Below are 12358 nucleotides of genomic sequence, written 5' to 3'. Positions count from 1 at the left end.
GAGGAGTTTCACGTCATCCGGGATCGGCCGAACCTACCCTCGGAGCAGATAGGCGAGCCTGATGGCACGGCGTATCCACTGTCGGGCAAGCCGTGGCTTGCGTCATCAACCCTCTCGATGGAGACGAGAATGATCAAGCGTTTGAACTTCATAGCCCATAAGAACAGCGGCGTTGACGGTCTGGTCGCCGTCGAAGCCTGGATCGCCAAGAGCTTCGACCCGAAGCTGCTCGAACTTGTCAAAGTGCGCGTTTCCCAGATGAACGGATGCGCTCACTGCCTGCATATGCACCGTCAGGACGCCCTGAAGCTCGGCGAAACGGACGACCGGCTGCTGCTTCTGAATGCGTGGCGCGAGTCGCAGCTCTTCACCCAACGGGAGCGGGCCGCCCTCGCCTGGGCCGAGGCGCTCACAGAAATCGCGAAAAGCCATGCGCCTGATAATGTTTATGAAGAGGCGCATAGCAATTTTTCGGATGACGAACTCGTGGCCCTTTCGATCGGCATTGCGATGATCAACGCCTGGAACAGGCTGGCGATCGGCTTCCGGCTTCAGCACCCCGCGGATCACAATCGCATCGCCGCCTGACGGGATCGCAGCATGAAGAACGGACCGGGCGAAGAGCTTCGCCCGGCTCAGTTTGCTAAAAACCTGGTTTGTTACTCGGTGTGATGTTTGGTGGCGACGACACACGATACCCTTATGATCAGGAAAGCGTGGCGGTCTCGAACATGGCGGTCAGCCCGATGCCGCCGCCGATGCCGATCATTGCCAGGCCGGTCGCGCCGGCAGCTGAGCCGCTTTTATGGGCGCGGATCAGCTGGCTGTAGAGCCGGGTGACGAGGATTGCACCGGATGCGCCGAACGGATGACCCAAGGCAATGGCGCCGCCATTGCTGTTGACCGCGTCCGCGGAAACTTCGAGTTGATCCAGCGATGCCAGAACCTGGGCCGCGAAAGCCTCGTTGAATTCGATGGCATCGACGGCGGCGAGCGAGAGCCCGGGCTGACGCTGAAAGAGCTTTTTGGTCGAGGCAACCGGACCGATGCCAAGCAGGTTGGGGTCGACACCGGCCGCCGCGCTGTCGATGAAGGCGAGGCCCTTGTCGATGCCGAGACTTTTCGCCATCCCGCGGCTCATGACCAGCACCAGGCAGGCGCCGTCATTCACAGGGCAGGCATTGCCTGCTGTCACCGAACCGCCGGGGAGAAAGACCGGCCGGAGGTTTGCGAGCGCCTTGAGCGATGTGGATGGGCGCGGGCATTCGTCGCGTTCGACCAGTCCGTGGCCGGTGGAGATTTCGACGATCTCGGGCCGAAAGATGCCGGCATCGGCCGCCGCGGCGGCGAGCTGGTGACTGCGGAGCGCGAATTCATCCTGTCTCTGCCGCGATATGCCGAATTGACGGGCGACGTTTTCGGCGGCAATTCCCATCTCAGGATCGCCGACGGCATCAGGCGAAAACCGGGCGCGCCCATAAAAGCGCGGTAGTGCCCCATTGGCTTTTGGTCGTTCGACACGCCATGGCGCGGTGCTGACGCTCTCGACGCCGCCGGCCAGAAAGCAGCAGCCCGCTTTCGCCTGGATCAGGCGGGCGGCCATGATGATCGCTTCCAGGCCTGAACCGCATTGCCGGTCGATCGTCACACCCGGAACCGCCATGGGCAGGCCTGCGGCGAGTGCCGCCAGCCGCGCGATGTTGCCACCACCGCCGGCGGCGTTACCGACCAGGACGTCGTCTATAACGTCGGGCGCAATTGCCGTTTCGGAAAGGATCCGACGGATGATCGGCGCGAGCAGGTCTTCCGCCGCAACTGTCGAAAGCGATCCGAAAGCCCGCCCGATCGGCGTGCGGTAAGCGGCAACCACGACCGGCTGCCAATCCTCGTCAGGCTGATAGGCGTAGGACAAGATCGTCTCCCGAGATCACAGCCGTTTCCACGTGCCCCCTGGCAATCTTGCCGCTGCTCGTCATCGGCCAGGATCCGATATGGTAGAATTGCCTGGGGATCTTGTACCTGACGAGCTTATCCGCGCAATAATCGGCCAGGATTTTTGGATCTGTCGCCTCTCCCGACACGACCGCGACGATCCGCTGGCCGTAATAGGCATCCGGCAGCCCGAAGACGACGGCATCGTCGACCCCCGGGCAAGCTTTTAGGGCGCTTTCGACTTCGGCGGGATAAACATTATTGCCGCCGGATATCATCATGCCGCCTGCCCTGCCGATCACCCGCAGCATGCCGTTTTCATCGAGTTCGCCGAGGTCCCCGACCGTCGCTCCCGCCTCGGTGACCCGGAATGCCTGACCGTCGTCACCCCAGAGATAGCCGTCGGCGATCAGGTCGCTCCTGACGAATATGGTTCCCGGCACATCGGTCCCGACGTTGTTTTCATCAGGGTCGCGAATGGAAATTTCCACGCCGGGATAGGCTTGTCCCACCCGATCGATCGGAAAATCGACCGCGCCGCCGACGAGCGTCGAGACCGTCATGAAACCGATTTCGGATGCGCCGTAATATTCCCTTATGCGCGCCTTCGGAAAAAGACGGCGCATGGATTCGACCCCGTTCACGTCCAATTTTGCGCCGGCGGTCAGGACATCGCGCAGGGATGTCAGAGCCGGTTTGGCGGCCCAGGCCCTTGATATGCCGGCTATATGGGTGGGCACGGCGACCAGCCGCTCGATCTCTTCGGCCGAGAGCGTGCGCGCGACGGCCTCGGCATCCCATTTCCTCACCGAATAAAAGGTGCCGCCGGCATCCAAGGCTTCGACCAAGGCGTAAAGCGCCAGCCCATGCGCCAGCGCTCCCGGGCATAGGGTCGATGGCGCGTCTTCGAGCTCGAAAACGAGACGGCCCCGGTCGAGGCTGCTGCGCCATTGCTCGCGCGAGCGATAATAGGCTTTCGGCTCGGCGGTGGTGCCTGAGGTAAAGCCGATCAGAAAAATTCCCTCGGCATCATCAGGCAGGTCGCCTGCCGCTGCGCCAACATCAAAGGGTTCGGTTCCGGCGACGACGACGGGAACGCCGAACCTGCGGCCGATCTCGGCGTTCGGCCCGGCATCGTCGTCGACAACAAGCACGTCCGGCGCCAGCCGCTCGATGATGCGCTCGATCCTCTCCGGCGGCATCATCGGGTCGATCACTGCGCAGGCATTCGGGATGGCGGTGGCGGCGACAAAATACTCGGCGAAGCCGATATGATTGCCGAGGCTGAGCGCAGCAAGCTTCTCCACCGAGGGCAGCTCGAGCTTGCGGCGGCTCGAGCGCGGCAATTCCTGGAGAAAACGGTAAATCGCCTTGGCGCGCGAATAGAGCTCGCGGTAGCTCAAGGAGCGGCCGTCGATCACCAGGGCCGGTTTATCCGGCCTTTCCGTTGCATGTCGAAGAAGCTGCGCATGGATCGGCATGGACACCCGCTGGTTTGAAGATCTGCCGTCAGCCCAAAGCGGCTCTGGTCGCTTCCGGAATCGGCGTCGGGCGGCCGTCGGAAAGGCCGACGCAGACCCAGACAAGGCCGGCCGAGGCGCAATGGGCGCCGTCGCGCTGGCGAAAGAGCTCGAGCGCGAAGGAGAGGCTCGTGCGCCCGATTTTCCCGACGGCCACCTTCGCTTCGACGACATCGTCGACGTCGATGGGGCTGTGAAAAATGATTTCCGCCTTCTTCACGTGATAGGCGACACCCGAGGAGGTGTGGCGGAAGTGGCTGAGAATTTGCCGGTGCCGCAGGAATTCGACGACGGCATCCTCGCAATAATCGAGATACACCGAATTGTGGACATGACCATAGATGTCGATGTCTCGCATCGAGACCCGGAACGATGCTAAAGGCCTGTCGTCAACACTCATTCGATCACCGAAATTTCGAAGGCGTGTTCTAACCGCTGTTGTCTGGGGGATGCAATGCAATATCAGGCGGTCGTGCGAAAATTCGGGCCGGCCGAGGAGGTCGTTGAGATCGAGCGGGCCGCACTGCCGGTGCTGCGGCGCGACCAGGTGCGCGTGCGGCTGCTTGCGCGGTCGATCAATCCGTCCGATATCATCACCATATCGGGCACCTATGCCGGACGCACCACCCTGCCCTTCATTCCCGGCTTCGAAGCCTTCGGGGTGGTCGAAGCGTGCGGCGAAGAGGTCCATGGGGTTGTCCCCGGCACACGCGTGCTGCCGGTGCGCAGCGTCGGCGGATGGCAGGAATACAAGGATACCGATCCCAGCTGGTGCCTGCGTGTTCCGGACGAGCTGTCCGACTTCGAGGCTGCGACGAGCTATGTCAACCCGATGACGGCCTGGCTGATGCTGCACAAGAAGATCGGGCTGAGGCCGGGCATGCGCATCGCCATCAATGCCGCTGCCTCTTCGATCGGATCGATCCTGATCGGTCTGGCCAATGCCGTCGATGTTGAGCCGGTGGCGATCGTCCGCAGCGAGGAATCCCTCCAGCGCCTCCGCGGCCGCCTCGAGGCCGTCATCGTCGACAGGGCGGACGGCGACCTGGCAGCGGGGATGGCTGGCCGGCATGGGCTCGACGCGGTGCTCGACTGCGTCGGCGGCACGCGCGCCGGCCTCCTTGCCGTTGCGCTCAAACCCGGCGGGCATTTCGTGCATTACGGCCTGCTCTCGGGACAAAGCATCCCGCCGTCTTTCTGGTCGTCGCATCCAGATGTCGCTTTTTCCTTCTTCCATCTTCGCGAATGGGTTCATTCCGAAGCCGTGGGCGACGTCCAGCGCGCCTATGCCGAGGTGGCGGCGCAGATCGCCTCGAAGGTCATCGCGACCGAGGTGCGGGAGGTTTTTCCCTTGGAAAATATCCGCCAGGCGCTGCAATCCGCCCTTCCCTTCCGGACGGGCGGTAAGGTGCTGCTCGCCTGACACGCGAGCGCGCAAACCGCCGCCGACGGCCAACGCCCCTTCAAGATAAGGGTGGATCGACCCACGGCCGTTCCGACTTCGGCGTCGCCAGCCCGTGTCTGGCGAGCTCCAACGTCAGAATGCGAGTTTCAAGAAGGTTGAAGATGCGCAGGACCGCCTCGATCGCATCGAAGGGTTTCGTCAGGAAATCCTTAGCGCCGAGGGACAGCGCCCGCCTGCGCGTCGGCAAGGTCGCGTCGGCGGTGAGAACCAGGATCGGCTGCGCCGAGCCGTCATGCAGATCGAGCGCCACCCGTTGCCGCTCCTGCTCCTGTGCCTGGATCAGCTGCGCGACCAGGGCGGCAAGCTCGCTGCGCTGCCGTTCGAGATCGCCGAGCAGCGCCTGCTTTTCTGCCGCCTGACGTTCGAGATTGCAGGCGTCGGCGAGCTGGCCCGCCACCACCTCCAAGGTCTGCCGGTCGTCGGCATCGTATGCGCGCGCCCTCGAAGGACCGATGAGCGTCAGATGGAGAGCGGAACCATCCTGCGAGGCAAACAGGATGCCGTCGCTTTCCGAGCTCCTCGATTGCCCGACCGTAAGCTGCACGGGCGCCTCTCCCTGCAAGGGCGGAAAGACGAGCCTGGCAAGCGGCGCTCCGGCGAAATCGGCAAGCCGGGACAAGACCTCTGGGGCGGCCGTTTCGAAGGCGTGTGTGTCGAGAAGGTTCCGCACTTCGATGATGAAACGCAGACGTGCCGCCCGCGCTGTAAAGGGCTCTCATCTCCGCGACATCAGGCGAATGCGCCGTATCTGTGTTATGCTCCAGACCCAACGGGACTGCTCCTGAAATGAATGACGCGGGCACGATAGTCATTCCGGTGGGAATGTCATCTATGCCGTTCGGCAAATCGGATCGGAGCCACCCGGCAGATGGGGCCGCAGCGCCGGCCGCTTAGATATTGGTCATGCGGTTGACCGATGCGATGTCCGCCGGAGCCGCCATAAAGGAAAGTCAAACATGCGTACGATCATCGCTGCCGCCCTCGTCCTCGGTTTCGTTCAGGTCCAGTCGGCGGCAGCGGCCGAAACGGCGACTTGCGCGCCAGTCAGCGAGGAGGAAGTGGCAAAGCTTTTCGACCGCTGGAATACGTCGCTGGCGACGCTGAGCCCGCAGGAAGTCGCAAAGAACTATAGCGAGGATTCCGTGCTTCTCGCCACCCTGTCCGACAAACCTCGCCTGACCCAGGCGGAACGGATCGATTATTTCGAGCACTTCCTGGCGAAGGAGCCCAAGGGCCACATCGACAGCCGCGACATCAAGACCGGCTGCAACTGGGCAGTCGATACCGGCACCTATACATTCGCGCTGAAGGACGGTTCGAAGGTGCCGGCCCGCTATACCTACACCTATGAGTTCAAGGATGGCAGCTGGCTGATCACCTCGCACCACTCGTCGATGATGCCGGAGAAGTAACGTTTCATCGACTTATTGGTCCGGCAGGGAGATCCCGTGTTCACCCCACACGGGGTCTCCTACTGCTGACTGCATATTCGTTGTGCGCGGCTTGTGCCTCGAGCATCTGTCATCGATCGATGGCAGATGCTCGAGGCACGGAGCCGGCATGACACAGGAGGGGTGTGCCTGGCACGCCTTCTCCTTCTTTTAAAAACATGGCGCACCGCGTATATACGTTCTAATATATACAAATCGCGGAGGCTCCTATGCCGCAATATGCACGAGTGTTTCAATCCGGCAATTCACAAGCGGTTCGTCTGCCGAAGGAATTCCGTTTCGACGTTGACCAGGTAGAAGTGACGCGGGAAGGCGATGCCATAATCCTGCGGCCGCGGACCGATCACGGCAGGCGCTGGGCGTCGTTGCAGAGCGCCTTGGAGCGCGGCTTCAGTGACGATTTCATGGCGGAAGGACGCGGGCAGCCGGAGGATCAGGAGAGGCCTGGGCTACAGGACCTGTTCAAGTGATCACCCATCTCGTCGACACCAATGCAGTGATCGCTTTGATCGGCCGGAAGTCCGACATACTCTTGAGCCGCGTGATTGAGAGCGACGAGGGATCGATCGGACTGTCGACGATCGTGATGCACGAGCTTTATTACGGCGCCTATGGGAGCGCGAAAATTTCCTACAATCTTGAGACCCTGCGCCTGTTCATGGCGGATTTCCCAGCCATTGGTTTCGAACGCGAGGATGCGCTGGCCGCCGGCGAGATCCGCGCGGCATTGGCGGCAAAGGGAAGGCCAATCGGTCCCTACGATGTTCTGATCGCCGCCCAGGCGAAGGCCCGGGATCTGTTTGTCATTACCAACAATGTCGGGGAGTTCCGGCGCGTGGATGGCTTGCGCGTCGAGGATTGGATGGTCGGGCGGTAGTTCCCGATGCGCGGCATTCCATAAAGAAAGAAATGCCCGGGTGCAGCCGAAGCTGCGCCCGGGGGAATGCTTACCGATCAGATGAGGTCGAAACGGTCGGCGTTCATGACCTTGGTCCAGGCCGCGACGAAGTCTCTCACGAACTTCTCCTTGGCGTCGGATTGGCCGTAGACTTCGGCAAAGGCGCGAAGCTGCGAATGCGAGCCGAAGATCAGGTCGACGCGGGTGCCGGTCCACTTGACTGCGTTCGTATTGCGGTCGCGGCCTTCGTAAACGCCTTCTTTGCCAGCTGCGGGCGACCACTGCGTGGCCATGTCGAGCAGGTTGACGAAGAAGTCGTTCGTCAGCGTTTCCGGGCCGGAGGTGAAGACGCCATGATCGGGCGTGCCGGCTTTCAGGACTCGCAGGCCGCCGACGAGGACCGTCATTTCGGGTCCAGTCAGCGTCAGAAGCTCGGCGCGATCCACCAAGGCTTCCTCCGGCTTCATGAACTGCAGGCGCTTGCCGTTCACATAGTTGCGGAAGCCGTCGATGCGCGGTTCAAGGGCAGCGAAGGAGGCAGCATCGGTCTGTTCCTGCGATGCATCCGTGCGGCCCGGCGTAAACGGCACGCTGACGGGATGACCCCCGGCGGCTGCCGCTTTCTCCACACCGGCAGCACCGGCGAGAACGATCAGGTCGGCGAGCGAGATCTTCTTGCCGCCGGTCTGGGCAGCGTTGAAGTCCTTCTGGATGCCTTCAAGAACGCCGAGCACCTTGGTGAGCTGTGCCGGCTGGTTGACGTCCCAGTCCTTCTGCGGGGCAAGGCGGATGCGCGCGCCATTGGCGCCGCCGCGCTTGTCGGAACCGCGGAAGGTCGAGGCCGACGCCCAGGCGGTCGAGACCAGTTCCTGCACGCTAAGACCGGTTGTCAGCACCTTTGCCTTCAGCTCGGCGATGTCCTTGTCGTCGACCAGCGGATGATCGACGGCCGGGATCACATCCTGCCAGATCAGGTCTTCGGCCGGCACTTCAGGGCCGAGGTAACGGACCTTCGGTCCCATGTCGCGGTGGGTCAGCTTGAACCAGGCGCGGGCGAAGGCGTCGGCGAACTGATCTGGATTTTCGAGGAAGCGGCGCGAGATCTTCTCGTAGACCGGATCGAAACGCAGTGCCAGGTCGCTGGTCAGCATGGTCGGCAGATGTTTCTTCGAGGCATCATAGGCATCCGGAATGGAGGCGGCGGCGTTCTTGGCCTGCCACTGATGCGCGCCGGCCGGGCTCTTCGTCAGTTCCCACTCGAAAGCGAAGAGGTTTTCGAAGAAGTAGTTGCTCCACTTGGTCGGCGTCTGCGACCAAGTCACTTCCAGACCGGCGGTGATGGCATCCTTGCCGACGCCGCTGCCGAACGAGCTCTTCCAGCCGAGGCCCTGATCCTCGATCGCGCCGCCTTCCGGCTCGGCGCCGATAAGGGACGGATCGCCTGCGCCATGCGTCTTGCCAAAGGTGTGGCCGCCGGCGATCAGCGCCACGGTCTCTTCGTCGTTCATCGCCATGCGGGCAAAGGTTTCGCGGATGTCGCGCGCCGAAGCGATCGGATCGGGATTGCCGCCAGGGCCTTCCGGATTGACGTAGATGAGACCCATCTGCACGGCGCCGAGTGGCTCTGCCAGCTGGCGTTCACCGCTGTAGCGCTCGTCGCCCAGCCAGGTTCCCTCAGGACCCCAGAACAGTTCCTCGGGCTCCCACACGTCGGCACGGCCGCCGGCAAAGCCGAAGGTCTCGAAGCCCATGGATTCCAAGGCGACGTTGCCGGTGAGGATCAGAAGGTCGGCCCAGGAGATGCGGTTGCCGTATTTCTGCTTGATCGGCCACAGCAGGCGGCGGGCCTTGTCGAGGTTGGCATTGTCAGGCCAGCTGTTGAGCGGCGCAAAACGCTGCTGGCCCTGGCCGGCGCCGCCGCGGCCGTCGGTGATGCGGTAGGTGCCGGCGCTGTGCCAGGCCATGCGGATGAACAGGCCGCCGTAATGTCCGAAGTCGGCCGGCCACCAATCCTGCGAATCCGTCATCAGCGCATGAAGATCCTGCTTCAGCGCCTCGAGATCGAGCTTCTTGAACTCCTCGGCATAATCGAAGGCTTGGCCGAGCGGGTCGGCGCGGCCGGAGTTGTGGTGAAGAATCTGCACGTTCAGCTGGTTCGGCCACCAGTCACGGTTCGACCGGGCGGCTGGAGCCTTGTGATGCGCAACAGGACATTTGCCTGTGCTGTCAGCGGGGTTGTCCATGATTGTCTCCTTCATTGCTTGATCTGTCTGCCATTCAAACGTTGAGCCGAGTGGGCGCCCCGCTCTCCCTTGCTGTCTTCATATCGGAAGCATATGATAATTTTAAGTTGGATTTACTGATTGCTGCGATAAGCTGAGCTTATGAAGAACCTGACCTTGAAACAGCTGCGTTATTTTGAAGCCCTGGCGAGGGATGGCCGCTTCCGGCGCGCTGCCGACGCCTGCGCCATCTCCCAGCCGGCACTCTCAATGCAGATCAAAGAACTTGAGCAGGAGTTGGGCAGCGCGCTTTTCGAGCGCAGCGCGCGTGAAGTAAAGCTGACGGCCTTCGGCCAGACCTTCGCTCTCAAGGTCCGCGCGATCCTGCGCGGCGTGGACGAGCTGGGGGAGCTGGCGCGCGCCTCCAGCGACTCCTTCCTGACGCGGCTGCGCATCGGTATCATACCGACCATCGCGCCTTATCTGCTGCCGGTCATCATAAACGATCTGAACAAAACTTTCGCCGGAATTCAGATCGAGGTGCGCGAGACGCAGACGGCAAAGCTTGTTCAGGAGCTTACCCAAGGCCAGTTGGACACGGCAATCGTCGCCTTGCCCGTGTCGGAACCGTCGCTGACCGAGCTCGAGCTCTTCAAGGAAGAATTCGTGTTGGTGCGGCGGCCAGAAGACGAGGGCAAGCCGGTGCCCGAACGCGAGGCGCTGCGCGAAATGCGGTTGCTGCTGCTGGAAGAAGGCCATTGCTTCCGCGACCAGGCCTTGTCGTTCTGCAAGATCGGGTCGGCCCGCCCCCGGGAAGTCATGGAAGGCAGCTCGCTCTCCACCCTGGTCCAGATGGTCAGCGCCGGCATCGGCATCACATTGATCCCGGAGATGGCGGTTCCTGTGGAAACGCGCTCGGCGCACGTTTCGATCTCCCGCTTCCAGTCTCCGCAGCCGTCGCGAACGATCGGCATGGTCTGGCGCAATTCGACCCCCATGGCCAAACAGCTCCTGCAGGTCTCCGAGGCGGTTCGCCGGTCGGCCGACATTATGCGCGAACGACAGGTCGCACGGTGATGGCCGGATGTCCTCAGGATCGCCGCTTGAACGTGTGCTCTGCTGCCGGAAACTTTCGCGATCGCACCTCGGCGGCATAGGCGGCGGCAGCCTCGGTGACCCGCTTGCCGAGCTCGTCGTAGCGTTTGACGAAACGCGGCGTGAAATCGTTGAAGAGCCCGAGAATGTCGTCAGAGACCAGAACCTGGCCGTCGCAGGCTGAGGAGGCGCCGATACCGATGCTCGGGATGTGCATGGCTGAAGTCACCTCTCGGGCGAGCGGTTCCACCGTGCCCTCGATGACAACGGCAAAGGCGCCCGAGCCGCCGATGGCGTGCGCGTCACGCCGGATCTTCGACGTCTCGTGTTCGGAATGGCCGACGGAACGATAACCGCCTGCGGTATTAATCTGCTGCGGCATCAGGCCGATATGCCCCATCACCGGGACCCCTCGCTTCGTCAGAAAGGCGATGGTCTCGGCCATCTCTTCGCCCCCCTCCAGCTTGACGGCATCACAGCCAGTTTCCTGCAGGATGCGGACGGCGTTGCGGAAGGCAACCTCTTTCGATTCCTGATAACTGCCGAACGGCATGTCGACGACGACGCAAGCCTTGCCGACGCCGCGCATCACCGCCTTGCCATGTGCGATCATCATGTCGAGCGTGACGCCAATGGTGTTCTCCATGCCGTAGAGCACCATGCCGAGCGAATCCCCGACCAGGAGCAAATCGCAATGCTCATCGAGCAGCCGCGCCATCGGCGTCGTATAGGCGGTGAGGCAGACGATCGGTTTGCCGCCCTTCATTGCTAAAATGCGGGCTGGCGTAAGGCGCTTTTGAATCCCGGCCGCACTCATCTGGTCACTCCCTTTCCCGGCAAGCCCCGCCCGCCGATCACTCTGTTACCCCCGAGGACCCGGTTGTCGAGAAGCCGTGTCGTGCCGAGCCGAACGAAGAGCGCCACGACGACGGGTTCTGTGATCGACGCGACCGGCTGCAGCGTCGAAGCATCCCTGACGGCAACGACCTCGGGCTTTGCCAGAGGCTCTCGACCGAGAAACGCCTTGAGCTTTTTCTCGAGTTCAGCTGGATCCGTCAGGCCGCCGGCGATGAGACGCTCCGCTTCGTCGAGGGTCTGAGGCACGATCACCGCGGCACGCCGCTCCGCCTCGCTGAGATAGACGTTGCGCGACGACAATGCGAGGCCGTCGCCGTCCCGAACCGTCGGCACCGATATCACCCGCACCGGCACGGCCAGATCATCCACCATGCGCTTGATGATGACGACCTGCTGATAGTCCTTTTCTCCGAAATAGGCGGTCTGCGGCTGCACGATGTTGAAGAGCTTGTTGACGACGGTGGCGACACCGGCAAAGTGCCCAGGCCTGACCGCCCCTTCGAGCTCGTGTCCGAGATCGGGAACGTCGACGACGGTCAGCATCGGCTGGGGATACATATCCTCGACGTCGGGCGAAAAAAGGAAATTGACCCCGACCTGCTTCAGCATGGCTGCGTCGCGTTCCGGATCGCGCGGATATTTGCTCAGGTCTTCGGCCGGGCCGAACTGCAGCGGATTGACGAAAATCGAGACGACGACGATGTCGTTCTCGGCGCGCGCGCGCGAGACGAGTTCCATATGACCGGCATGAAGATAGCCCATCGTCGGAACGAGGCCGACAGTCCTCCCCTGCCGCTTCAGCGCATCCAGCGTGTGGCGCAGCTCGTCAATACTCGAGAAAACCCGCATACATCCTCCCCGCGGCCGGTCACTCTATCTTGGGCGCGGATAAGGACTGTAATCGATGCTGGAGGTCA

13 protein-coding genes are annotated in these 12358 nt (G+C 62.4%); 6 read left to right on the top strand and 7 right to left on the bottom strand.

Annotated elements, in window-relative coordinates; all coding sequences use genetic code 11:
* The first annotated feature begins 129 nt into the window (after positions 1 to 129).
* Entirely contained in the window at positions 130 to 588 is a 459-nt protein-coding gene (locus HJB83_RS04350; RefSeq protein ID WP_221131322.1) for a carboxymuconolactone decarboxylase family protein, read from the top strand.
* A gap of 118 nt (positions 589 to 706) precedes the next feature.
* Here HJB83_RS04350 and HJB83_RS04345 read toward each other — a convergent pair whose 3' ends face one another.
* Genes HJB83_RS04345 through HJB83_RS04335 form a run of 3 tightly spaced genes read right to left on the bottom strand, consistent with a single transcriptional unit; the run spans position 707 to position 3852 of the window.
* Complete coding sequence (locus tag HJB83_RS04345; RefSeq protein ID WP_207585116.1) at positions 707 to 1912, bottom strand: thiolase family protein; 1206 nt, start codon at positions 1910 to 1912, stop codon at positions 707 to 709.
* Positions 1890 to 3413 (bottom strand): class I adenylate-forming enzyme family protein, encoded by a 1524-nt coding sequence (locus HJB83_RS04340; RefSeq protein ID WP_221131321.1) that lies wholly within the window; start codon positions 3411 to 3413, stop codon positions 1890 to 1892. Before HJB83_RS04340 ends, HJB83_RS04345 begins: the two co-directional genes overlap by 23 nt.
* A 28-nt stretch (positions 3414 to 3441) precedes the next feature.
* The gene (locus tag HJB83_RS04335) at positions 3442 to 3852 is read right to left on the bottom strand and encodes a thioesterase family protein (protein ID WP_221116866.1); all 411 of its coding nucleotides are present in this window, start codon (positions 3850 to 3852) and stop codon (positions 3442 to 3444) included.
* Positions 3853 to 3906: 54 nt separating this feature from the next.
* On the opposite strand from HJB83_RS04335, the gene HJB83_RS04330 reads away from it, so the two are divergent.
* On the top strand, positions 3907 to 4875 hold the full coding sequence (locus HJB83_RS04330; RefSeq protein ID WP_221131320.1) for a zinc-dependent alcohol dehydrogenase family protein: 969 nt from the start codon (positions 3907 to 3909) through the stop codon (positions 4873 to 4875).
* A gap of 40 nt (positions 4876 to 4915) precedes the next feature.
* Here HJB83_RS04330 and HJB83_RS33970 read toward each other — a convergent pair whose 3' ends face one another.
* On the bottom strand, positions 4916 to 5461 hold the full coding sequence (locus tag HJB83_RS33970) for a hypothetical protein (protein ID WP_311044272.1): 546 nt from the start codon (positions 5459 to 5461) through the stop codon (positions 4916 to 4918).
* 412 nt (positions 5462 to 5873) lie between these two features.
* Between HJB83_RS33970 and HJB83_RS04315 the strand changes: the two genes are divergently transcribed.
* From HJB83_RS04315 to HJB83_RS04305, 3 genes are all read left to right on the top strand, one after another.
* Complete coding sequence (locus HJB83_RS04315; RefSeq protein WP_221131319.1) at positions 5874 to 6329, top strand: SgcJ/EcaC family oxidoreductase; 456 nt, start codon at positions 5874 to 5876, stop codon at positions 6327 to 6329.
* A gap of 248 nt (positions 6330 to 6577) precedes the next feature.
* Positions 6578 to 6838, top strand: coding sequence for an antitoxin (locus HJB83_RS04310; protein WP_207585121.1), 261 nt, complete (start codon positions 6578 to 6580; stop codon positions 6836 to 6838).
* On the top strand, positions 6835 to 7245 hold the full coding sequence (locus tag HJB83_RS04305; RefSeq protein ID WP_207585122.1) for a type II toxin-antitoxin system VapC family toxin: 411 nt from the start codon (positions 6835 to 6837) through the stop codon (positions 7243 to 7245). Before HJB83_RS04310 ends, HJB83_RS04305 begins: the two co-directional genes overlap by 4 nt.
* A 77-nt stretch (positions 7246 to 7322) precedes the next feature.
* Here the strand turns inward: HJB83_RS04305 and katG are convergent, their stop codons facing one another.
* Positions 7323 to 9509 carry a catalase/peroxidase HPI gene (gene katG / locus HJB83_RS04300; RefSeq protein WP_221131318.1) on the bottom strand — a complete coding sequence of 729 codons (2187 nt, stop codon included), beginning with the start codon at positions 9507 to 9509 and terminating at the stop codon, positions 7323 to 7325.
* Between the two features lie 141 nt (positions 9510 to 9650).
* Here katG and HJB83_RS04295 point away from each other — a divergent pair, with 141 nt between their 5' ends.
* The gene (locus HJB83_RS04295; protein ID WP_207585124.1) at positions 9651 to 10565 is read left to right on the top strand and encodes a hydrogen peroxide-inducible genes activator; all 915 of its coding nucleotides are present in this window, start codon (positions 9651 to 9653) and stop codon (positions 10563 to 10565) included.
* A gap of 13 nt (positions 10566 to 10578) precedes the next feature.
* Here the strand turns inward: HJB83_RS04295 and panB are convergent, their stop codons facing one another.
* On the bottom strand, positions 10579 to 11400 hold the full coding sequence (panB, locus tag HJB83_RS04290) for a 3-methyl-2-oxobutanoate hydroxymethyltransferase (RefSeq protein ID WP_207585125.1): 822 nt from the start codon (positions 11398 to 11400) through the stop codon (positions 10579 to 10581).
* The gene (panC, locus tag HJB83_RS04285; RefSeq protein WP_207585126.1) at positions 11397 to 12290 is read right to left on the bottom strand and encodes a pantoate--beta-alanine ligase; all 894 of its coding nucleotides are present in this window, start codon (positions 12288 to 12290) and stop codon (positions 11397 to 11399) included. Before panC ends, panB begins: the two co-directional genes overlap by 4 nt.
* Between the last annotated feature and the right edge of the window lie 68 nt (positions 12291 to 12358).

Source organism: Rhizobium sp. NZLR11 (genome assembly GCF_019685115.1).
In the GTDB taxonomy this organism is placed as follows: Bacteria; Pseudomonadota; Alphaproteobacteria; order Rhizobiales; family Rhizobiaceae; genus Rhizobium.
Note: the sequence above shows the minus strand (reverse complement) of the source record. Positions and strands in the feature narration are given on the sequence as shown.